General features: G+C 33.4%; 25 protein-coding genes. 10 read left to right on the top strand and 15 right to left on the bottom strand.

What is annotated here, in order from left to right:
* Position 1: 1 nt before the first annotated feature.
* Genes ABN217_RS10190 through ABN217_RS10150 form a run of 9 tightly spaced genes read right to left on the bottom strand, consistent with a single transcriptional unit; the run spans position 2 to position 9,957 of the window.
* A complete protein-coding gene (locus ABN217_RS10190) occupies positions 2–925 on the bottom strand; it encodes a FliM/FliN family flagellar motor switch protein (RefSeq protein ID WP_349439459.1) in 924 nt (307 codons plus the stop codon).
* Entirely contained in the window at positions 922–2,139 is a 1,218-nt protein-coding gene (locus tag ABN217_RS10185) for a hypothetical protein (protein WP_196554534.1), read from the bottom strand. Before ABN217_RS10185 ends, ABN217_RS10190 begins: the two co-directional genes overlap by 4 nt.
* Entirely contained in the window at positions 2,117–2,581 is a 465-nt protein-coding gene (locus tag ABN217_RS10180) for a type III secretion protein (protein ID WP_349439458.1), read from the bottom strand. The genes ABN217_RS10185 and ABN217_RS10180 overlap by 23 nt, the downstream gene beginning before the upstream one ends.
* Positions 2,565–3,866, bottom strand: a complete 1,302-nt coding sequence (gene sctN / locus ABN217_RS10175; RefSeq protein WP_072069123.1) for a type III secretion system ATPase SctN — start codon at positions 3,864–3,866, stop codon at positions 2,565–2,567. Before sctN ends, ABN217_RS10180 begins: the two co-directional genes overlap by 17 nt.
* 3 nt (positions 3,867–3,869) lie before the next feature.
* Positions 3,870–4,283 (bottom strand): InvB/SpaK family type III secretion system chaperone, encoded by a 414-nt coding sequence (locus ABN217_RS10170; protein WP_072069124.1) that lies wholly within the window; start codon positions 4,281–4,283, stop codon positions 3,870–3,872.
* A gap of 8 nt (positions 4,284–4,291) precedes the next feature.
* Positions 4,292–6,397: an EscV/YscV/HrcV family type III secretion system export apparatus protein gene (locus ABN217_RS10165; protein WP_196554536.1), complete on the bottom strand. Its 2,106-nt coding sequence runs from the start codon at positions 6,395–6,397 to the stop codon at positions 4,292–4,294.
* Between the two features lie 27 nt (positions 6,398–6,424).
* Positions 6,425–7,501 carry a type III secretion system gatekeeper subunit SctW gene (gene sctW / locus ABN217_RS10160; protein ID WP_197269836.1) on the bottom strand — a complete coding sequence of 359 codons (1,077 nt, stop codon included), beginning with the start codon at positions 7,499–7,501 and terminating at the stop codon, positions 6,425–6,427.
* Between the two features lie 4 nt (positions 7,502–7,505).
* Positions 7,506–9,218, bottom strand: coding sequence for a type III secretion system outer membrane ring subunit SctC (gene sctC / locus ABN217_RS10155; RefSeq protein WP_196554538.1), 1,713 nt, complete (start codon positions 9,216–9,218; stop codon positions 7,506–7,508).
* Positions 9,202–9,957, bottom strand: coding sequence for a helix-turn-helix domain-containing protein (locus ABN217_RS10150; protein ID WP_072069126.1), 756 nt, complete (start codon positions 9,955–9,957; stop codon positions 9,202–9,204). Before ABN217_RS10150 ends, sctC begins: the two co-directional genes overlap by 17 nt.
* Positions 9,958–10,252: 295 nt before the next feature.
* On the opposite strand from ABN217_RS10150, the gene ABN217_RS10145 reads away from it, so the two are divergent.
* The 7 genes from ABN217_RS10145 to ABN217_RS10115 are packed head-to-tail and all read left to right on the top strand — an operon-like array spanning position 10,253 to position 14,347.
* Complete coding sequence (locus ABN217_RS10145; RefSeq protein ID WP_349439457.1) at positions 10,253–11,332, top strand: hypothetical protein; 1,080 nt, start codon at positions 10,253–10,255, stop codon at positions 11,330–11,332.
* Between the two features lie 50 nt (positions 11,333–11,382).
* On the top strand, positions 11,383–11,637 hold the full coding sequence (gene sctF / locus ABN217_RS10140) for a type III secretion system needle filament subunit SctF (protein ID WP_072069128.1): 255 nt from the start codon (positions 11,383–11,385) through the stop codon (positions 11,635–11,637).
* A gap of 23 nt (positions 11,638–11,660) precedes the next feature.
* Positions 11,661–11,945 (top strand): type III secretion system inner rod subunit SctI, encoded by a 285-nt coding sequence (sctI, locus tag ABN217_RS10135; protein WP_197269833.1) that lies wholly within the window; start codon positions 11,661–11,663, stop codon positions 11,943–11,945.
* A gap of 2 nt (positions 11,946–11,947) precedes the next feature.
* The gene (gene sctJ / locus ABN217_RS10130; RefSeq protein ID WP_196554541.1) at positions 11,948–12,709 is read left to right on the top strand and encodes a type III secretion system inner membrane ring lipoprotein SctJ; all 762 of its coding nucleotides are present in this window, start codon (positions 11,948–11,950) and stop codon (positions 12,707–12,709) included.
* Complete coding sequence (locus ABN217_RS10125; protein WP_196554542.1) at positions 12,690–13,253, top strand: OrgA/MxiK family T3SS sorting platform protein; 564 nt, start codon at positions 12,690–12,692, stop codon at positions 13,251–13,253. The genes sctJ and ABN217_RS10125 overlap by 20 nt, the downstream gene beginning before the upstream one ends.
* Complete coding sequence (locus tag ABN217_RS10120) at positions 13,234–13,926, top strand: ubiquitin family protein (protein ID WP_196554543.1); 693 nt, start codon at positions 13,234–13,236, stop codon at positions 13,924–13,926. The genes ABN217_RS10125 and ABN217_RS10120 overlap by 20 nt, the downstream gene beginning before the upstream one ends.
* On the top strand, positions 13,916–14,347 hold the full coding sequence (locus tag ABN217_RS10115) for a hypothetical protein (protein ID WP_072069133.1): 432 nt from the start codon (positions 13,916–13,918) through the stop codon (positions 14,345–14,347). Before ABN217_RS10120 ends, ABN217_RS10115 begins: the two co-directional genes overlap by 11 nt.
* Before the next feature lie 6 nt (positions 14,348–14,353).
* Here ABN217_RS10115 and soxR read toward each other — a convergent pair whose 3' ends face one another.
* A complete protein-coding gene (soxR, locus tag ABN217_RS10110) occupies positions 14,354–14,803 on the bottom strand; it encodes a redox-sensitive transcriptional activator SoxR (protein WP_072069134.1) in 450 nt (149 codons plus the stop codon).
* Between the two features lie 110 nt (positions 14,804–14,913).
* Between soxR and ABN217_RS10105 the strand changes: the two genes are divergently transcribed.
* From ABN217_RS10105 to ABN217_RS10095, 3 genes are read left to right on the top strand one after another with little or no spacing between them, the layout of a single operon-like run.
* A complete protein-coding gene (locus tag ABN217_RS10105) occupies positions 14,914–15,336 on the top strand; it encodes a DoxX family protein (RefSeq protein ID WP_349459369.1) in 423 nt (140 codons plus the stop codon).
* 45 nt (positions 15,337–15,381) lie between these two features.
* Entirely contained in the window at positions 15,382–16,488 is a 1,107-nt protein-coding gene (locus ABN217_RS10100) for an efflux RND transporter periplasmic adaptor subunit (RefSeq protein ID WP_349459367.1), read from the top strand.
* 12 nt (positions 16,489–16,500) lie between these two features.
* Complete coding sequence (locus tag ABN217_RS10095; RefSeq protein ID WP_197269829.1) at positions 16,501–19,584, top strand: MexW/MexI family multidrug efflux RND transporter permease subunit; 3,084 nt, start codon at positions 16,501–16,503, stop codon at positions 19,582–19,584.
* A gap of 83 nt (positions 19,585–19,667) precedes the next feature.
* On the opposite strand, the gene ABN217_RS10090 is transcribed toward ABN217_RS10095, so the two are convergent.
* The 5 genes from ABN217_RS10090 to ABN217_RS10070 all read right to left on the bottom strand — a co-directional run bounded on the left by ABN217_RS10090 (position 19,668) and on the right by ABN217_RS10070 (position 23,349).
* On the bottom strand, positions 19,668–20,978 hold the full coding sequence (locus tag ABN217_RS10090) for a protein-tyrosine phosphatase family protein (RefSeq protein ID WP_349459365.1): 1,311 nt from the start codon (positions 20,976–20,978) through the stop codon (positions 19,668–19,670).
* Between the two features lie 206 nt (positions 20,979–21,184).
* Positions 21,185–21,511 carry a DMT family transporter gene (locus tag ABN217_RS10085; protein ID WP_004245856.1) on the bottom strand — a complete coding sequence of 109 codons (327 nt, stop codon included), beginning with the start codon at positions 21,509–21,511 and terminating at the stop codon, positions 21,185–21,187.
* Positions 21,512–21,593: 82 nt separating this feature from the next.
* Positions 21,594–22,010 carry a DMT family transporter gene (locus ABN217_RS10080; RefSeq protein WP_196554547.1) on the bottom strand — a complete coding sequence of 139 codons (417 nt, stop codon included), beginning with the start codon at positions 22,008–22,010 and terminating at the stop codon, positions 21,594–21,596.
* A gap of 35 nt (positions 22,011–22,045) precedes the next feature.
* The gene (locus ABN217_RS10075; RefSeq protein WP_196554548.1) at positions 22,046–22,744 is read right to left on the bottom strand and encodes a hypothetical protein; all 699 of its coding nucleotides are present in this window, start codon (positions 22,742–22,744) and stop codon (positions 22,046–22,048) included.
* A gap of 17 nt (positions 22,745–22,761) precedes the next feature.
* A complete protein-coding gene (locus tag ABN217_RS10070) occupies positions 22,762–23,349 on the bottom strand; it encodes a phosphate propanoyltransferase (RefSeq protein ID WP_425355545.1) in 588 nt (195 codons plus the stop codon).
* Position 23,350 lies beyond the last annotated feature (1 nt).

Here is a 23,350-nt window from a genome sequence, read left to right as displayed (position 1 = left end):
TTTAGTCTTGCAATAAATGGGAACGTTGAATTTCCACAGCTAATCGTTCACCCACTTTAATTAATTCCCCTTGAGCAATAGCAACACCATTAACAACTAATGTAATATGTCGTGAGGCATTATCAGATAATATAATTTGTTGCCCTATAGCTAGTTTTTCAATTTCCTCAATAGGTAATACTTTACTTTCGAGTAAAAAAGACAGGGTGATAGGAATAGTACCAATTGATTTTAAATCCCTATTGTCTTGTGTCGCTATATTTGTATCAATATCGTCTATTAATGCTTCTTTCTCTACTTCATTATTCAGCAACTCTTCTTCTAAAACCACCATGTTTTCTCCTTCTTGCCATTGATAACTCATCCATTTTTTTTCACCAATAATCAGTGAAGAATCAATACTATCAATCAGCACAATATCGCCCAAAGAAAGGGTTTTTAATAACGAAACAGACATTTTGCTATTACCGAGATGGAATTGAGCAATAGCATTTATTTCATTTTTTGAGGACAACATCCATTCATAATGCCCCTCAAAAGAGCAAATAAATACATCTCCTATTGAGGTATTAACAAAGGGATAACTAACTTTTTTCTGCTCTCCTAAACAGATATTATCTACAGTTACTGACATCTCTTCTTTCGAAAAAGGAAACAATAATTGTGAACATTTCTGTGAGAATAGAACGCGAAGATAAGCTTCAGGAACCGTCTCCCAATCTATTTTTTTTTCAGCATACAAGTTATCCATGGCTTGGTTAACGGCAACAAGCCCTGTAAATAAACCTAATGTATTCTTCCCTTTTATTTTAAAATAATAAGCAGATGCGATAGGCAATTGCGCTTCGTATAAAGAAGATAGGATTCTCATTGAATTGCTATTTTGATCCTGACTAATACTCTCTTTAACATCTGATAAGATCATTTTTCATCTTCTTTATCATCGGAAGGATCAATTGCATTAATCTGCCAATGAGAATTATCATTTTCTAATGAAAGCGCTAATCGCCCTTGATATTGATGAAAGTTATCTAAAGAGAATTGATAAACGCGTCCAGTTGAAGCAGTCAATTCGATCTTTTTATTGATATCAAAATTAATTTTCATCTGATGAAGCGCACTTCCCCATTTTTTAAAAACATAAGTAATACTAGGAGGTTGAGTCATCTTTGATACTTCTTTATAAAGAAGACTTAAAGCAGGTATATCAAGTAGTTTTTTATCTATTAAGGGTTCTTGTATTTTCTGTTGATACTCTGGTTTTATATTATTGAACATAGATATATCATTAACTTCTTCCTTTACTTTTTTTTCATTCAATTTTTGTCTTGCTGTATCAAATGAAAGACCATTTTTCTCTATTTTTTTACTGCTTGAATGATTATTTTCAGGGCCTGAATAATGTGATTTTTCTATTATATTATTGTGAAGATCCGATGCATTCTCTTTTATTTTAAATGCAGTATTATTTTCAGAAAAAGAGCGTTTTTCTTCATAAGGATGCTGTTTATTTTCTACTTTTTTTTCTATTTTGTTATCTACTTCTACTACATTAGGATTAATGTCTTTCTTTTTTTCTACACTTTCTAGTTTCTGATTGACGGCATTACTTTCACCAAGAAAACCTAACTCATTAATATCTAGTTTACTTTCCTTTTTACCATCAGAAGGACTAATACTTATGCCTTTAGTTGATTTAAAATCACTTGCCATTGTTATATTAGAAGAAATCGGTACTTTTTTACTTTCATGATCTGATAGTGTTCTTTTTTCTATTTTCACTTTCTTTGCATGAGCGAAAATTTGTGAAAATATTTTTCTTTGGGTTAATAATAATCCTTCTAAATTTAAAAAATCGGTTTCTTCCTTTTCATCTTTAGATTTTATCTTATTGGATTTTGTTTTTAGATAATTTTTTAGTTCAATATCATCCTGATGATTTAGATGATAAAAATCATCTAATTTTTGTTTTATCTTACTGCGATTTTTAGAGGAAATACTTTCATCATTAGACATCGATAATTGCAAATCAGCAGAAGGAAATGATGGTTTTTTAGAAAAAACAGACTTATTCTCACTATTTTTTTCATTGGATAAATTTGTATTCAAGTTAACATTATCTGTCTTTATTAATATCATACAATACCATCTCCTGTATTTCGTTCTGTTCTAATCTTTCAATATATAACTCTTTCTCTAATGCTTTTCTTTCAAGATAAAGCTTTATTTTATTTTGTTTTTTGATCGTCACTTCCCTTTCTTTTTGTAACTTTAGGCTTCCTTTTTTTAATTTTTCTAATTGATACTCTATTTCCTTAATTTGAGTAATAGAAATATTCAATGACACTAAGACAATAGCTTGTTTACGTTTTTGTTGATTTAACGAAAGAGTAGAATAATGCCCTGCCTTTTCATACATAGGGACTTCATTTTCCAGCGCAGAAGCTAATAACATTTGTTCTTTTTTCTTGTCTTCAGCTTCTTTTATTAACTGTTGATACTTTTGTTGCTCTCTTTCTATTCTTTGCTGGCGCTTAGCAATAGCATTCATCAATACCTGTTGATTAAGAGGTAAGCGCATAAAGTTGATTCAAAGTTTGTTGAAAATCGGCTTTTTCTTTGAAAGATTGAACAAGAAAAGCCTCTATTGCTGATTGTTTATTTACAGCAAGATCGTTTAACTCATTTTCACCCGCACGATATTCACCCACCTCTTGTAATAATTTAATATCCTGTAAACGCATCAATATTTGTCTTATTTTCAAGGCTGCTTTTTGCTGCTCAACATGGGTTACTTGCTGAAAAATACGGCTTACACTGCCTAAAATATCAATCGCAGGATAATGACCCGAAGCGGCAATTTTTCGTGAAAGATAAATATGTCCATCTAAAATAGAACGAATTTCTTCTCCTATAGCATCAGGCTCATCATCACTTTCAAGCAAGACAGTGTAAAATGCCGTGATTGAACCTTTTTGAGTCACTCCTGGTCTTTCTAAGATCGCGGGCAATTTATCAAACACAGAAGCAGGATAACCTTTGCGAACAGGAAGTTCGCCTGCCGTAAGAGCAACATCCCTTAAAGCTCGGCAATAACGTGTCATTGAGTCAATAAATAATACGACATTCTTGCCTTGTTCTCGGAAGTATTCAGCAACTGTAGTGGCAACTAATGCTGCATTACAACGCTCTATTGCGGGTTGATCTGAGGTTGAGCAAATTAATACTGTTTTTTCGCATCGTTTATCTGCTTTTAATTCCTCGACAAACTCTGTGATTTCACGTCCTCTTTCACCAATTAACCCGATAACAAAAACATCAGCTTGAGAAAAACGGATAAACATATTCATAAGCATTGTTTTACCCGTTCCAGCACTGGCAAAAATTCCCATTCGTTGCCCTAACCCACAACTTAATAATCCATCAACTGCACGAACACCTGATTCAAAAATTGTGGTGATAGGACGCCTTTCACTAAATAAGGGAGGATGACCATCAATAGGTAAATATGAATAGAAGTTTTCTTCTTCTATTTTTTTATTACTAAAGCGTAATAAATAGTTACCTTTAATATCAATCATACTCCCTAAAACATTGGGGCTTAAAGCGACTGAAAAAGCATTTCCCGTCGGTACTACGATTATTTGCAAAGAATAACCTTGCGAACTTCCCATCATACTTAAAATCGTAATACCATTGCGGAAACCAATCACGATCGCTTCACCAATAATATGACCATTAATGATTGAATCTTTTAATAGACAAATTTCTCCAATAAATACATCTCGTAGCGTAACTTCAAGAATATTACCTTGTATTCGCATAGGATGAGCCGCGTGATGAAATATTGAAAATGCATTGTTCATTTTTTATCCAACAAACTGTTGATGAACGCTATTCATCATTTGGAAATATTCATCAATTGCCTTTGCCATTGATTCACCATTTTGTAAAGCAATGGGCATAAATGAGGCACGTAGTTCTAATTCCGATTCGACTTTCACTAAAGCAGGCTGCCCCGGATAAAAACTCTCCATTTGATTATTAATACTGATTAATAATAATGATGTGCTACATTGTGATAATAAGTTTTCATCATATTCACCAAGCACAGACCAGATCATAGGAACCTCATCAACAACCAATAAATTAATATCGGGCATATCACCTAAGCTAATTGTTATTGTTGAATGATTATCAACAGATTTTCCCTCTGAAAATAAATCATTGCGGCCAATTACATTCATAGCATCCATAATTAAACTTGCTAGATCAACAGACATAATCTCTCCTAAATAGATTGTAAAACGTTAATTTCAATGTCAGATGTAATTTCATCATAAGACAATACAGATAATTGTGGATATTGCGTTTCTATCAGTTTTTTAACAAATCGTCTTATATCTATTGCTGTTAAAAAGACATAATCTTGAATATATTTAATCTCATCAATAGCGGTAGATATTTTTTCTATTATCATATCAAGCTCCGCAGGTTCTAAATTTAAAAATGTCCCTGATGAACTCTGTCTTATTCCACCACGAATAATCTCTTCTACATCATGAGATAAAATAATCACATTAAACTTTCCATCTTTTGAAAAAAATTGGCTAATATAACGTGAAAGTAGTGATCGTATATGTTCCGTTAAAAGCACAGGATCTTTTTCTCTACTTCCCCATTGTACTAATCCTCCTATAATTGTTTTTATATTTCTAATAGGGATCTTTTCTTGCACTAGACGTTGTAAAACATCATTAATTCGTTGAATAGATACTTGTCTATAACACTCTTTTAATAGCTCTGGTGAGTTTTCCTCTATTTTATCAAGTATATTTTTTGTCTCTTGTATTCCAAGAAATTCAACAATATTTAATGTAATCAAGTTGGAGAATTTTCTATAGAAATAATTTTCTGGTAATTCTACTTTATAATCTAACGATGCTAATTTATCCGCCTCATTTTTATTAACCCAATAATGGCTAACATCATCATCCTTAATTTCTAACAATTTAAAATCTAAAGATAAAAGTTCATCATTAGAATTTTCAATATAAACAAAGGGAAAAGGGCAATCAAATTCATCAGCCTTAACTTCGTTTATTAAAATAATAATTTTATTTTCATCAATTATATCTGAGTAATGAATAACAATATCAGGAAGCAATACACCATATTGTAAAATAAACTCTTTTTTCAACCATTTTTCGAACACTAATTTTGAAAGATACGCTTTCTTCTTCGAGGATACGGTAATAATTAAAGGTAATGTTTCTGCTTGAGATAAAGTAATGTTCTCAGTTAACAAACTATTTTCATCATCTAATTCATTTTTATTTGAAAATAGGTTTGAAATAATACTTTTTTTACCTTCAGGATCTGAAGCATTATCTTCATTTTTTTCATCCTCATTTTCTGTAGAGGCTACTTTTTTCTTGCTTTTCCATTTTTTTTTAAAGAAATAGCCTCCTAATATTATCGATAAAATAAGGAAAACAGGCGTTGGAAAACCAGGTAAAAAACCAATAACAAAAGCAAGGATGGCCGTCACTAATAATGCAAAATCTTGAGCAAGCAATTCATTCATAATGCTAAATCCAAGATTATTATTTTCACCACCAACACGCGTGACAATAAAACCCGCACTAATAGAAATCAGCAATGCAGGAATTTGGGCAACAAGCCCATCACCAATGGTCAAAAGTGTATAAGTATGTAACGCCTGTGAAATTGATAAATCCATTTGCGCCATACCGACAGAAATACCCCCAATTAAGTTAACAAAAATAATGATAATGCCCGCAATAGCATCGCCTTTAATAAATTTCATTGCACCATCAAAAGATCCATATAATTGGCTTTCTTGACCTAATTCTTTTCTTCTTATTTTTACTTCTTCATTAGTAATAATGCCGGATTTTAAATCAGCATCAATACTCATTTGTTTTCCGGGCATACCATCCAAAGAAAAGCGTGCCGCAACTTCTGCAACACGCTCAGAGCCTTTAGTAATCACTAAAAATTGCACGACAGTGACAATAGAGAAAACTACAAAACCAACGACTAAATTTTCACCGATAACAAACTCACCAAATGACATAATAATTTCACCGGCATCAGCATCTAACAATATTAATCGACTTGTACTAATAGAAAGAGCAAGCCGAAAAAGTGTCGTAATCAATAATAATGCTGGAAAGGTCATAAAGTTCAATATTCGGGTAATATAAAATGAACTCATAAAAATAAGAAGAGAAATAGTAATATTCAATCCAATAAGGAAATCCACAATATACGTTGGCAAGGGTATAATTAACATCATAATAACCAAAATCATAACCGATAATACGATTAGCTCTGGTTTGTTTTTTATTGCCAATAGGAATCTATAAATCATAGAAATTATCCATAAATTATTTTTTATTTATTTTCTTTGTTGATATTGTTCTAATTGGAGGTAATTATCTATAAGTTTTTGTATAATTATTTGGCATTCATCTTTAAATTCATAAGATAAATATAATGATTCAGGATAATTATTGAATATCGTCTTTAGCCCTTGTAATAATTTCATTTTCATATTAACCAAATAATTTATCCATTCATTTTCTAAAAGAGAGACTAAATACTTTTCCATTTCTTCTGGAAATGTCATTCCATGAAAAATCAATTGATACAGTTCTTTATCTGTTATTTTATTTTTTAAATCTTGTTTTTCGAGTTTATCTATATTGATTTCTATAAAACTACTTAAAGCCCGTAATTTATTAACTCGGTCAAGCAAGTAACCAAACTCTGAACTTTGAGAACAACTTGGCATTGATGATTGCATATCACAAATTATGCTTTGTGTTAGAAAACTCAAGATAATTGTACATTGTTTAATATCATATTCTTCTATCCACATTTTAAAAAAATAAATAGGTTCAAAATCAAGATTAATAAAACTACGATAAAGATTTCTTAATGTCGAAGCATTGAGAGAAAGTAACTTTGCAAATGTTTTAGCCTGAAGCGCAATATTAATACCGGCTCTAATTTGCTTTCCATTTTCACCTTCAAGTAAACGATTTATCTCATTCTCAATACCTGCATCTAATTGCGAACCTAGTTTTCTTTTTCTAAGTAATTCTCGTAAAACCATAACGAGATCACTTTCATCAGGGAACATTTTACGTAAGTAATTGAGCAATTCTTGCAAACTTCGCCCTGATTTTCTAAATAACATCATGACTTTATCAAGTTTTTTATCCGAGCCCTCTTCTGTAATATATAATGTACTTTGTCCTCTATTTGCTTTTTTATCTAATGATTGACCAAAACGTTGAGAAAATAGTGTTGCAACCATAGACATATCATCAGATATCTCTATTAATTGATTTTGATAGTTTTGACTTTCATTTATTTTTGGTTGTTTATACTCTGTTTCTTGTTGGCTTTTTTTACCAATACTATTGTTTGCCAAATTTGTAGAATTAGAGGTATTAATTGGCCCGATCATAGTGCTACCTCATAAAGGCTTGAAGCTGTTTTAATGCTTGAGATGTTTTTTTATCTATTGGTTGAAATGGATTTTCGATTAAAGATCCAAAATCTTCAGCATCCGTGTTTTCTAATAATCGAGGTTGCAGCATAAAAATACGGATCATTTTTTTATTATTATTAGACTCATATTTAAAAGCTCGGCCAACTAAAGGGATAGCACTTAAAAAAGGAACTTTAGTTTCGGCTTTCACATTATCTTCTCGTGTATACCCACCAATTAATAAACTTCCACCTTCCGAAACACGAGCAACAGTACTAATATTTGTACGGTTAATTACAGGTAATTTTTCAACACTTTCATCATCACCATTATCGTCTTTTTTTTCTGCACCATCTTCAAGATTAATGATCATCTCAATATCTTTACTTGAATTACCGATACGTGGTAACACACTGATCATTGTGCCAAATGTTGTCGATTCTAATGAAGCAACGCGTTCACCTTTTATTTGAGTATAAAAAGTCGTGTTGTTATCAAAAATGGCGGGGGTATTTTCTTGTGTTAATAATATTGGGCGAGATACCATTTGCGCTTCACCATCTTCACTCAATGCTTTAATTTTACCTAAAAAGTTAAAACCAGATACAACACTTAAACTTGCCGTATTAAAAAAGAAGCTACCTTTACCCGAGCCATAACTTGCTTGCCAATTAACACCTAAACTATCTGCTTTATTTTTAGAAATATCGATTATCCATAACGACAATTCAACTTGTCTTTTGGGTTTATCTAATTGAGAAATGAGTGAATCGATTAATATTAATCCCTCTCGGCTTGCCTTTACTAAAAGACTATTTGAACCCGGTAATGGCACTAATTCGACGTTATATTGCCCTATTTTAGTTATAATAGGAGCATTCGTTTCTTCAATACTATTTACCGTTTCATCGTATTTCTGACTATCGTTATTTTCTAGCGTTTTATGAGGTTCTACCGCTGTTCTTTCTATTCCTTTAGAGTGCATAAATAACTGCTGTAAAACAGAAGTAATACCCGGTAGCACCACTGTTTCATCGCGTAAGGTATAAGTTCTATCTTGTACAAAGGTATTTTTTAATGGAAATATCTGTACAAACTCATCACCATAGCGAGAACTCCCCACGGGTACTTGGTTATTGGTATTTTCATTAATTTTTTCTTGTGCATCATTATCTAAAAACTCAGCTGCGGCTTTGACTAATTTAATATAAACAGGAGGCCCCGAAATATAAAAAGTACGTTGATCTTGACCTGCACGCAGTGGATAACGTGGATCATATAATCCTACATCTTGTAAATAGTCTTTTAGCTCGATTAGACCTATATTTTTTACCTGAAAGAGTTCTTGTAATATCTCACTGCTTTCATAAATATAGATTGATTTTCCATCATTAAAATAGAGCAATGATAAACGTTTCACCATCAATTCAAATGCTTCTTCTGGTGAGGAAATATCAAAATTTCCAGTTACTCTTTCCTTTTTTACTGCATTACTCAGAATAAAAGGTTTATCTAGTTTATCTGATAACACGAGAAAAAATTGCTCGACTCGTGTATCAACCGCAATAAAAACATCCGGTTTTTTCACCTGATGCGTGTAAATAACCTTTCCTTGAGCAGCTTGAGTTTGAAAAGATAAACTGCAACAAAGTGCTAGCCCAATAACACAATAAATTTTATTTTTTATTTTCATAAAGATATTGACCAATTCGACGAAATTCTGTTGGTGTAATACCAAATAACGTCTTAATTTCATTAGAGAAATGAGATGCGGAACTAAATCCATTATCGACTGCAATTTGTGTCAATGATTCATCGGTTGATAGCGTGGTTAAAATTGAAGATGCTGCACGCCATGAACGCAATTGGCTTTTTCCACAATTACCTAAATAACGTTTACACAGTCGTCTAAAATGCGTACCTGATACTCCATATCGCTCTCCAATTTGTGCAATATTACTTTTTTTCTCATCTAAGTAACTAATAAGATGCAAAATAAGCCAATAACTTTCACTGTGTCTTATTGTGACAAATAGAGACTCTAATTGGCTTTCTGGTTTTATTGCTTCATTTATTAATACGTATTCTAGAGATTTATTAGTATCTTCTATATAAAAAATCTGCTGATTAATATCAAATTCAGATCCTATCGCTGTCATTTTTGAAAAATCACGAGCATAATCAATAAATGCCAATAATCTTGCACAAATAAAAAATGATCGTTTTTCAATACGCCAAGACTGGTTTTCTGATTGGAAAATAACATCATCATTTTTAGCATTATAAATAAAAGCCTTTCCTTTTATAATTCTAGTCTTTTTTTCGTCATATATCTTTACCGGATAATCATTCTTTAAAGGAATGCAAAAGAACAATGAATTACCTAGCAATATATTTTTATCGCCACTTATTTTTATATCATTTATCAACATGGTGAATACCTCTCGTTATACTTATCATAAAATTAAAAAGTAAAGATAGTAAATCTTTAGTTAACTCATTTTTATTATTTTACTTTATATAATCTTACAATAATATCTCACACAATTAACTATAAAGATGAATATCAGATTTTTTTCGTTTATTATTTTAAAAACATGACAATAATATATTATTTTCAAATATCAAATAAAAAACATGTTCTTTTTTTTAAAAGATTTTTTTTTATATTTCACTAAGCTACATTTAATTTATGAATTAATAACAATTTATCATTAGGCTAATTCCATGCTATATTATATTTATGTCCTCAATGGTCCATTAAGAGGCTCGTTAATTCCATTAACACCCAATCACTATACCGTTGTCCTGTATAAAAGCAACTATCAAGAAAGTAAAAAAGACAGTTTAAAAACAATCATTTACATTCCTTGTGATAAAGAAAAAGAAGAAAAAACACTCTCCATTACATTGGATGAAAAAAGGGGAAAAAATAATCAATACACTATTGAGCAAAGTTTAAACAAGGATGAAAAAGATAAAACTTACGATATAGTATTAGATAAACCTATTTATCTTAATGATATTCCTATTTTTTTAATCAGTGATAAAAGCACACTATCATTCTCTTCTTTTCATTTCAAAAATAAGAAAAAATCATTAAATTCCATCCAGAAATTTGTTTTTTCATTTACGATAATAATATTATTATCAATCTTCCTTTTTTCATTTTTCGTGTTAAAAAACAAGGATACAGAAACTCCACCGTCTATCCAAGAAAGCTTTAACTTCAAAGGTTTTGAAGGTAACGAAAACTACTATTGTGTTTATGATAAAAGCTATCCTATATTTGAAAAAAATAGTTTATCAAAAGAAAAGATCATATATATCAACACAGATAAAATAAATAACTTGCTAATTGATAACAATAAAAAAATAGTGCATTTAATCTTAAAAGATCAACAAAAACCCATAATTAACTTTATTTATCATAATGAACATGAAAAAATAAAAGTGATAAATTTTATCAACAATCGATTTACACCGTATTGTCTACCTATAATTCACGCCATTTCACTTCCAAGTATTATTGATGAAATGAATAAATTACCTTTTGCAAAAACGACAGGTTACAAAATTGAAGAAAAAAATAATCGATTGATTTTTATTTTTGAAGATATTTTAGATAAAGAAAATAAAATCATCATTGATGATTATATAAAAAAACAAACTACTCTTTTTGGAAGAAAATTTATTTTTTACCGCGAAAATATGAGTAATCCTACATTAAAAAACAAAGCTATTTTACAAGAAGATAACGGATATATTTTTCTTGATAGCCAACACCGTTATTTTCCTAAAGGATAATAGCAATACTAATACACGATGAATTTTAAAAACCATAAAGGATGAATATTATGCCAGCTTATCCCGTTGCCGATGATGTCAGCTCCATAGCAAAAGTTGATGATTATTTTCAAGAGCCAGTTAAAAACCAAAGTGATGCATTGAAAAATGCATTAGACGCATTAAAAGCCGATACCTCAAATGCAGCCGCATTAGCCGATTATCAAGCAAGACTTGCTGAATATAATATTACGCGTAATGCAGAATCAACGTCGATTAAAGTTGTGAAAGACTTGGCAATGAGCATTATCGGGAATATGCGTTAGTTTTTATTTAATGGAGGAAATATATGGCTATTACACCCGTTGTTCCTATTAATCTCAATGCATTATCCAATGAAAATAATCATGGTGAGGACAACCTATCCACGATTATGGCGAAGACAGTGACTCATAGTTTTCAATATGAAAAACAAATTCAAGAGAAGTTAGCAACATTAGGCAAACTGACGGATGTACAAAGTTATACCAAGCTACAAACAACGCTTAATGACTATACCATCACCATGAATTTAGCGAGCACGTTAGCCAGAAAATCACTGAATATTGTTGAAACATTACTCAAGGCACAATAGTAATGAAAATGCGATATTTGTTTTTGGCATTATTATGTTGCCTGTTTCCATTATTAAGTGGCTGTAAAGATCAATCTCTACTCACCAATTTGGATCAAAGACAGGCAACTGAAATTCAAGCCGTTTTACAAAAACACCAAATAACCAGTACTCGTAAAGCATTAGGAAAAGGGTTATTTGATGTTTCGGTCAAAAAAGAAGATATGGGAATTGCAATTCAAATTTTAGAAGAATATCAATTACCCACACTATCTCGAATTGAAGTGACTCAGTTATTTCCATCAGATGCATTGGTATCATCACCTCAAGCCGAAAAAGCACGTTTAATTTCTGCCATTGAGCAACGATTAGAACAATCATTACTCACAATTGACCATATTATTGATGCTAGGGTACATGTAAGTTATCCAATATCCCCGACTGAACGCGTTATTCCAACGCCTCATGCTTCAGCTTTAGTTTTTTATGAAGAGGGTATGCTAGATAATGATCAATTAAGCGAAGATGTTCGTGCTTTTATTCATAATGCCTTTAACGATATGAATGAAAATAATATTACCGTTTTGTTGTATCCAAGAAATATTAATAAGTTCAACATAATAAATAATCAACTTTATCAAAATAGCTCTGATTCATTTCTTACTTCTTGGTTATTTCTAAGTTTATTATTGGTAGTTATCGCCGTTCTCATTACGATTTCATTGATAATATTTCGACATAAAAAAACACAAAAGGAAGAGAATAATGACAAATCTAACTCCTGAGCAATTCGAAATGATATCCAGTGTAATGTATGATCCACTTAGTTATCTTCATGCAGATTACGATGTATTAGCGTCAAATAAAGAAAGTATAATTTGGCATAAACTCGCTAATCGCCAATTAATTCAGCAATATCAACTTATTAATCAACTAGATTGTGACATCGATATTATTGTAGAGAAAATTTTTACGCATTGGGTATTACTTCCCCGTTGCTCTCTATTTTTAGGCTATTTGTACTCTAGAGAAACGCTTTTATTATCTGGTAATTACTATCAGTTAGAGCCACAATTAAAAGCGTTTTTATCTCTTTATTCTGTTTTAAATATAGATAAGAAGATAACGGCTCCTCTGGAAAGTATCGTACCCATAAATATCGGCTATCAATTACTCTTTGATTTTATTAATTCAATTTCAACCGCACTGGCTCAACGTTTCACATTGCTTTTTGCACCACAATCATCACTAGTTGAACTTCCTCAGTCACTCTTTTTATCCCGTTCACTTTTTCTTTTGGTGCTAGATTATGCTGCGCTCGCTGTCTGAAAATCTTTTAACATACACTCGTGAAGGTGTATTAATACGAGCTAAATATGTTCGACAACTTGATAATATTTATAAAATCGAATTAGCGACCAAACTCGCGACAAAAAAAATGCTCCGAGATTTTAATGAGAAACTAGATGCGCATAATAAGGAGATAGCAAACCAAGCTTATAGTAAAGGATTACAAGCATTATTAGGGGATATATTAAAATTCTCAATTCAATATCAAGAACAATTGGTACAGTATGAATTTCAAAAAAGGGAGCAAATAATCGCTACTCTTGCTCAATTTTTTGACTCACCAGAAATACAAGTTGAACTCACACGTCGTTTAATTTCAGCAATACCTTCAGAGAAAAAAATAACGCTAGATATTCCAGCAACGCTACGCCCATATCTTGAGAAAGAGCTTAATAATATCAATATTGAATTGATATCTCATGACAACAAGACCATTGCTATTCATGCTGGTGATCAAGTGACTTTTTTTGATCCTGCTCTGTTACTCAATGATTTAAAATCACAATTTCACCAGCCTTTTTCTGAATCTTATCAAGCAACATTTACTCAAGAAATTAAAGACACTCTACTGAAATTTATTAATACGTTTGATGCATCAGATGATATGCATCCTCAAATAGAAACATCCAGTGAGGGTAATAATGAAGATTGATGCTTTAAAAACACAGACCTTATATGAGCCACAACCTCATTTTTCTGCATCAAAGCGCATTGCAAATCAGGAATTAGATCCTTTAATGGCGACACTAAATCCTACCTTTTACCAATATTTAAAAACCACCAACGTGAATACAGTCAAAGATATCTTAGCGTTATTAAATAAATTTGATGTTAAAAATGAAGGCAATCAAACCTTAAAAGAAAAACGTCAAGTTGCGCTATTAATGTATGCTCACCAAGAAAGTGAATTAGAAAATAGTGATAATAAAGAGGTAATTAATCAGGCGTTAATTTCACTTCTCTCTTACCAAGGCTTTTATCACCAATTTACACTCGACTTATTAGGTATGAACGATAACCAAGATGATTATGAGGGCTTCTTTAAACCCGATAACGCTTCGTTTTCTTTTTAACATTCATTATAGGATCTGTGCTCCTGCACCTTTCTCACCTAAAATGTCGTCTGGATTACGTAATGGGCAATCACTTAACGATAAACAACCACAGCCAATACAGTGGTCAAGCCCGTTACGTAATCGTTTAAGACGACGAATACGTTCATCTAGTCGCACTTTCCAATCCGTTGATATTTCGTGCCATTGTTCTGCCGTTAATTTACTATTTGGTGGATACTTTCCTAATATTTCTTGGATTTCTTTTAATGGAATTCCCGTACTTTGAGCCGCTTTGATAATTGCCACATAACGTAATACAACAGGTGGGTAACGTCGCTGATTACCTGCACTTCGATAACTTTCAATTAAACCTTTTTCTTCATAAAAATGAAGCGTTGAAATGGCAACACCACTACGCTTTGCCACTTCACCGACTGTAAGTGCTCTATTGAAATCTATTTTCTCTTTTTCCATATTTTCCTCTTGACCTCAACTTAACTTGAGGTTTTATAGTCCTCTCCTCAAATTAAGTCAAGCCAGAGGGATGCTGGTTTTTGTTTTTTAAGATTGTTGAGGTCAGGTGAATGCCAAATTCAATTGCACGTATTCTCGAAAGCCATTCTTTATGGTTTATCGCTAGATTACTTATTCTTGTTTTATTTCTTTCTTCTGGCTTTGCCAAAGTCTTTGATTACGAGAATAGTTTGGTGGAAATGCGCGCTGCGGGATTGAAACCTGATTGGTTTTTTAATATTGCCACTGCGATCGTCTTATTTTGTGGCTCACTTTTAGTGCTTTTTGATCGCTATCTATGGCTAGGTGCTGGCGCTTTAGCTGTCTTTTTATTTTTAACTATTGTGATTGTTCATACCTTTTGGGATATGACAGGAGAGAAAGCCATGTTGTCGATGTTTTTTGCAATAGAACATCTAGCCGTTATTGGCGGATTAATAACTACAGCAATGGCAAGTCATTTCAGAGCGTTATGGAAAGAAACTAACGCATAAAACCATAAAAAATAGAAAAACAGTCACTATGAGATCAACAATAATATGAATAAAAAACTTACTCTTACTATATGTACCTCACTCTTTTTACTCAGTGCAGGTGCTGCAGTTTATGCAACAACATCATCTGATGAAGATGCATCACAGCAATTTGCTTACCCACCCACTAAAGTGGCATTAACAACCGTACAATCATCAAAATTACCAAATAATATGCAAGGTGTTGGGGAATTAGAAGCCGCACGCCAAGTCTATTTAGCGGCTGAAACCAATGGCCGTATTGCCGTGATTAATTTTGAGTCAGGGCAAACTGTTAAAGCCGGCCAAGTTTTAGCTAAATTAAATGATGAACCTGAACAAGCGGAATTATTGCGTTTACAAGCACAATTAACTAACGCAGATAAACTCTATTCCCGTACAAGACAGCTTTATAGTAAAAATGTCGCAGCCGCCGCGCAATTAGACAGTACATTATCTGAGCGCGATATGATTGCCGCATCCATTCGTGAGGTAAAAGCACGAATTGCACAAAAAGCAATAAAAGCACCTTTTGATGGCATTGTCGGGATCAAACTTGTTCATGAAGGACAGTACCTCAATGCAGGTGAACGTGTTGCATCTTTAGTCGATGCGAGTCATTTAAAACTCAATTTCTCACTTGATGAGCAAGCTGCTCCCAAAGTTTTCGCAAAACAGCCCATTAATATCGAGGTGGATGCTTACCCAGAGATGGTATTTACAGGCTCTATTAATGCCGTCGATCCTCTTATTGGCCCTTCTCGTACTGTACAAGTACAAGCAGTTTTACCTAATACTGATAACAAATTAAAAGCGGGCATGTTTGCTCGAGTACAAGTTACTTCTCCAGATAGTCCTATGGTATTAACCGTACCAGAAACGGCAGTTACTTATACTGCCTATGGAGATACCGTGTTTGTAGCGCAATCTGACAATCAAAAAAACCTTATCGCTAAGCGTGTCTCTGTGAAAGTTGGATTGCGCTACAACGGCATGATCGAGATAAAAGAAGGCTTAGCGCTTGGTGATCAAATTGTCTCATCTGGCCAAATTAAATTAAGTGATGGCATTTCAATTGAGCCTATTGAGCAAGACACCTTAGCGCTCGCTCAATCTGCGACAACAAAACCATAACGGGAGTTAATAATGAAGTTTACCGATATTTTTGTTCGGCGACCTGTTTTGGCATTAGTTGTTAGCACACTGATCCTTTTACTGGGTGCATTTGCGTTCAGTAAACTACCCGTTCGCCAATACCCAATGTTACAGAACTCAACGATTACGATTGCAACAGATTATCCTGGCGCTTCGTCTGAGCTTATGCAGGGATTTGTTACCCAACCAATTACACAATCGGTTTCTTCTGTTGAGGGTGTTGATTATATTTCTTCATCTTCAGTACAAGGTAAAAGTTTAGTCACTGTTCGAATGGAGTTAAATCGTGATCCGACTCAAGCCTTAACGCAAGTTATGGCGAAGGTTAATCAAGTTCGTTATAAGTTGCCAGAACAAGCTTATGATCCGGTGATTGAGCTTTCATCAGGAGAATCTACAGCCGTAGCTTATGTGGGTTTCTCAAGTGAACAGCTTTCTATTCCCGAACTTACAGACTACCTTTCTCGCGTTGTTGAGCCGATGTTCTCATCCATTAATGGCGTTGCTAAAGTACAAGTATTTGGTGGTCAACAATTGGCCATGCGCTTATGGTTAGATGCAGATAAATTAGCAGGCCGTAACTTAACAGCTAGCGATGTGGCAAATGCAGTTCGCCGTAACAACTATCAAGCGGCGCCAGGAAAAGTCGAAGGTGAATTTGTTATTGCTAACGTTTATGTCAATACTGATCTCACTAATGTCGAAGAATTTAAAGATATGGTTATCTCTAATGATGGTAACAATCTTGTCCGTTTACGTGATATTGGTACTGTCGAGCTAGGTGCCGCGGCCACTGAAACTAGCGGTATTATGAATGGTAAAAAAGCCGTATTTTTAGGTTTATTCCCGACACCAACAGGTAATCCACTTGTGATTGTTGATGGCATTAGAGATCATCTAATTGATATTGAAAAAACCTTACCGCCTAGTGTCGATGTAGAACTGGCATTTGAAACTTCACGTTTTATCAAAGCCTCTATTAATCAAGTAGTACAAACGTTAATTGAAGCAATTTTAATCGTTATCGCGGTCATTTATCTCTGTTTAGGATCATTTCGTTCAGTTCTTATTCCTGTACTTGCCATTCCGTTATCGATGCTAGGTGCTGCCGGATTAATGCTTGCTTTTGGCTTTAGTATTAACTTACTCACCTTGCTAGCAATGGTTTTAGCCATTGGACTCGTTGTAGATGATGCCATTGTTGTTGTTGAAAACGTCCATCGACACATTGAAGAAGGGCTATCACCTGTTCAGGCAGCATTAGTCGGAGCAAGAGAAGTTGCCGGCCCTGTTATTGCAATGACAATTACATTAGCTGCCGTTTATGCGCCAATTGGTTTAATGGCTGGATTAACAGGTGCATTATTTAAAGAATTTGCCATAACGCTGGCAGGTAGTGTGATTGTTTCTGGCATTGTGGCATTAACTTTATCCCCCGTGATGAGCTCATTAATGCTAAAACCAAAAGAAAATGAAGGCAAAATGGCTAAAATGGCTGAGCTTGTTTTCGATAAGATGGCTCACTACTATGGTTATGTCCTTAATTTTTCTTTAGCTAATCGCTGGTTAACCGTTGTTTTCGCCTTAGCTGTGTTTGTCAGCTTACCGTTTTTATATAGTCAGACAAAACAAGAGCTGGCACCTTCAGAAGATCAGGCGAGTGTATTAACTGCTGTGAAAGCGCCACAACACGCAAATCTTGCCTATGCTGAGCGCTTTAACCAGAAACTTGATGAAATTTATATGAGTCTGCCTGAAACAGACAGCACATGGATAATTAATGGTACTGATGGCCCGTCAGCGAGCTTTGGTGGTATTAACTTTGATGGCTGGGATTTACGTGATCGCAACGCAGATCAAATACAAGCTGATTTGCAAAATCGCGTCAATAATGTGGAAGGTACCAGTATTTTTGCTTTCCAATTAGCTTCTCTACCGGGCTCAGTGGGGGGATTGCCTGTACAAATGGTGCTACGCAGCCCATTAGGTTATCCCGTTTTGTTTGAAACAATGGAACAAATCAAGCAACAAGCCAGAGAAAGTGGCCTATTTGTCGTAGTAGACAGCGATTTAGATTACAACAACCCCGTTGTTCAAGTGACGATAGATAGAGCGAAAGCCAATAGTTTAGGCATTCGTATGCAGGATATTGGTGAATCACTCTCACTATTAGTAGGTGAACACTATATTAATCGTTTTGGCATGGATGGTCGCTCTTATGACGTTATTCCACAAAGTGTACGCCATCAACGTTTAACGCCTGCGGCTCTTGCTGAGCACTATATTCGTACTCAAGATAATGTGTTAATTCCATTATCAACCGTTGTAAATATTACGACACAAGTTGAGCCTAATAAGCTCACGCAATTTAATCAACAAAATGCAGCGATTTTCCAAGCAATCCCCGCCCCCGGCGTTACCATGGGGCAAGCGGTCGCTTTTTTAGATAATGTGGCAAATTCATTACCTGCGGGCTTTAGTCATGATTGGCAATCTGATTCTCGCCAATTTACCCAAGAAGGAAATACCTTAGTCTTTGCCTTTATTGCCGCGCTTATTATTATTTACTTAGTGTTAGCTGCGCAATATGAAAGCTTAGTCGATCCGTTGATTATCTTAATTACCGTACCATTATCTATTTGTGGTGCATTAGTGCCATTAGCTTTAGGTATGGTGACATTAAATATCTACACTCAAATTGGTTTAGTCACACTAATAGGACTTATCAGTAAGCACGGCATTTTAATGGTGGAATTTGCTAATGAATTGCAAGTTCATAAAAACCTAAACCGTCGTGATGCAATTATTGAAGCAGCAAAAATCCGCTTACGTCCTGTATTAATGACCACGGCGGCAATGGTTATTGGGCTTATCCCACTGTTATTTGCCAGTGGTGCAGGCGCGAATAGCCGCTATGGATTAGGGCTAATTATTGTGTCAGGTATGTTAGTCGGCACACTGTTTACTCTGTTTGTATTACCAACGATGTATAGTTTTTTAGCGCGAAACCATCAAGTCAGCGCTCAAACTGAGCGTCAAAAACAGTTACAGCAAATCCGAGAGCAGCAAAACTAAAAAAATAAAAAACAGTAATGTCGTAAAACTAATCCCCATTGTGAATACAATGGGGATTGTTATACTGATTTTTTGAAAAAATATTATTTCATTTTAATATCATCATTGAGCAACGGGATATTATTTGCTATTGCAAACTTAATTAGCTCAGCAATTTGTTCAGGCTGATAAAGCGTATGGACACTGCGCTTTTCCCTTAGATCAGTGATAATACTTTCTAAGCTTTTTTCTTTTTTATTTCCTGCCTCTATCATTTTCATCATTTCCATTAAAGCAATAAATTCCCCTGTTCTTCCTAATCCAGCAAGGCAATGGACAGCGATATTTTCTTCTGTCGGTTTTATTTTTAAATGACCACCAACAGTATCAATTGTATTTTTTAATTTTTCCGCATCTATTCCTGTATGATCTTTCCAATCATAAATATGCACAAATTTTATTTCTTTCTTTTCATCACTATTTTTTTTATTCAATGATTTAATGTATGCTTTGCAATCTAAGCACTCTAACTTTGCTCTATCTTTATTTAATTCCAAACATCTAGTACCACTAGATTGTATATCACCTAAATCTAAATTCTCTCTAAAATATTTAAAATCACTCTTATTACATCCATCATAAAATGATGAGAGTTTATTTTTAATATCATAATTTGATGCTAAGATATAAACTGTTTTTATACCTTTATCAAATAACATATGATAATAGTTATTTAAACTCTCTTTGTGATTTAATGGGTATTGGGATGCAATAGTCATATGAGGAGAGTTAGAAACACTAACCTTATTTGCAGGTAATACAACATCACCTACTTTAATTAAAGTATCTTTACAATACGCTATGTTATTATATATAGCATAGTTAACAGTTTGATAATTATCATTCTTATACTTATAATGTTTTAAATTATCAAATAACCTTATCGCTTTTTCATTATGTTCATCTGTATTGAAACAATTTTTAACGACGTCTAAAAAAGCACTTTTCTTGCTATCTAATCTAACCTTTTCATTAGATTCTTGTAGGTTAAAACTCAGTAGGTTAACTCCAGCATTTGTTCTTCTTGCTAGTAATCCAGATCTATCTGAAGTATGACTAGACGTTTGATATATTGGTGAATTTATTGGTGGTTTGGGTGGTAATGGAGGGGAAAGGCTATTATTATTATTTGATTGATTAGATATTAATATATCCCCTGAGAATGTCGATAATTCAGAAGAATTAGCAGCTATCGTTCTTTGTGCTAAATTAGGTGTTTTCGATTTTTGATCCGTATTATTAATATGACTAATACTAGTATGAGGAGTATTATTTTGTTTAACATAACTCGTTTCAGCACGTCTATCTACTTCCCTAACATTTGGACCACCCAAATTTTTTAATATTGAAAACATATTTATTCCTTTTATAATTTACATTTAAATAAAAACCTCCAAATATTATATTCACTCAAAATTTAAAATATAAAAAAAACATCTTTTTATAGTTAATGTTCATTTTAAAAAAACACAAAGAAATTATAAAAATGCCGATACTGTTTAATAACACATCGGCATTTTAGTTAAAAAGGTGAAATAAATATCTAATTTATAATGTTAGCTTACATCGTTGAGAATGTATTCATAATTATCCCACCAGAGATAATCAATGCCATAGAGAATATAGCCGGTAAATCGGGTTTTTGTTTATATAAAATCATCGCAACTAATGTCACGCCCACAATACCAAATCCACACCAAAGTGAATACGCTACACCCACAGGAATATATCCCATAGCGCGGGTTAAAGCGAAATAACAAATACAGTAAGCAGCAATCACTAAAACAGAAGGGGCTAATTTACTAAAACCATTGGTCTTTTTAATCATTGACGTACCAGTGATTTCAGAACCGATAGACAGCGCCAGCCATAAGAATCCGGTAAACATAATTGTTATCCTTATTTATTTTAATAAATACTTATTTATCAAAAAATAGTTTTATTAAAAAATAGATTTATTGAAAATAGATTTATTTATTCACTGACGATGCAGCCTGTTTAATATTAGGCGTTTCGCTTGCTTCTTCTTCCTCTTCTTCTGATCCCATTTTCGAGAAGAGATTCATAATTACAATACCACTGGCAATAACGGCCATACCTATCATTGCCGCAGTATCAGGATGTTGACCATAAAACAACATACCTAAAGAAGAAACTACTAATATACCTGTACCAGACCATGTTGCATAAGCTAAACCAACTGGAATGTTTTTCACTGCACGTGATAATGAGTAATAACAAATAACATAAAGAACAACAATTAAGCCTAATAATAATGTTTTAGTTGTACCTTCACTATTATCAAACATTTTTAAGGTAGAGGTTGCTGAGGTTTCTGAAATAATAACCGCCAGCATCCAAAGCCATGATTTAGCTTTTGGTGACATAATAAGACTCCTGAGTTATCAGATATAATTTAATATTAATTTTTTAAACTTTTTAAATATTCAATAGCAGAATCTGTCAATTTATCTTGTGATAAACAGTATTCTCCAGGCTTATTCATTACTTCATTTAAAGTAATATAGCGATTGTTATTTTCTTTCTTTATTTCAGGATAACATTCAGTTTTTTTATTATGATTATTATCAATTAAGTGACTCTCTATTTCATTGATGGAATAAAAAGAAACGCCTAATAATTTTAATCGATTAATATTTTCCTGAATAAGCAGGTTGTACTCTTTATTTTTATTTAAACCTAAAATCTCATTTAATTCACTTTCTGGTTGGCAAAAATATGGGAGAGCCATAACGGGAATATTTTGAGTTAATGCTGAATGAATTAATTCTCCTTCTTCACTCATTGATAACCCGTTAATAATTTCACCCACCAGCTTTTTATCGAAATAGGGAACGAATAAAGCGTGATAAGAAGATAAATTATTAACATCAAACTCGTCCGCTTTATGTATATCACCTAGATGACGCCATTTCGACAAATCATGGCTCTCTTGTGCCGGTGTTGTGACAAATAGAGAAAATCGAATATGAGAAAAAGTATTGATACGTTGACAAATTTCATCTTGGTATCCCGGTGCAGGAGTAAGTGCTAACAACACCGATTTTTTCATTCTTTTTTCTATTTCAGCAACAATCCTTTCTATTAACTGAGCATCCATTACGTCACCTCATTGTCTTAGCTGACAATAAATACACTATCGTTATTGCGAAGCCCGGCAGCATTAGCCTCATCAGTATCTATATGAAATTCCAAAGCAAACTTCTCATTAACACGAACAATGACTTCATCAAAAATCAGACTACGCTCACCTTCTGTTTTAACGTGTACTTTTTGCCCATTGGTGACATTTAGCATTCTGGCGTCAATTTCACTCATATGAATATGACGTTGTGCGCAAATGACTTGTTCTTTTAACTCAACATGACCCACAGGCCCCATTAGAACAGCATTGCCAGAACCAACTAAATCACCCGATTCACGTACTGGTGCCTTTACACCTAATGCAAAACAGTCAGCTTTTGAAATTTCTAATTGGCTTTGTGGACGAACAGGCCCTAAAACACGAACTTTACTGATCGAGCCTTTTGGCCCCACAACCATCACACACTCTTTTGCTGCAAACTGACCCGGTTGTTTAAGATCTTTAAACGGAGTGAGTTGATAACCTTTGCCAAATAATGCTTCAACATCTTGTTGTGAAAGATGCACATGCCGATTAGAAATACCAACAGGGATTGCCATTCCTTGCGTCTCCCCCGACATC

Source organism: Proteus sp. fly-1067 (assembly GCF_040139345.1).
In the GTDB taxonomy this organism is placed as follows: Bacteria; Pseudomonadota; Gammaproteobacteria; order Enterobacterales; family Enterobacteriaceae; genus Proteus; species Proteus vulgaris_B.
Note: the sequence above shows the minus strand (reverse complement) of the source record. Positions and strands in the feature narration are given on the sequence as shown.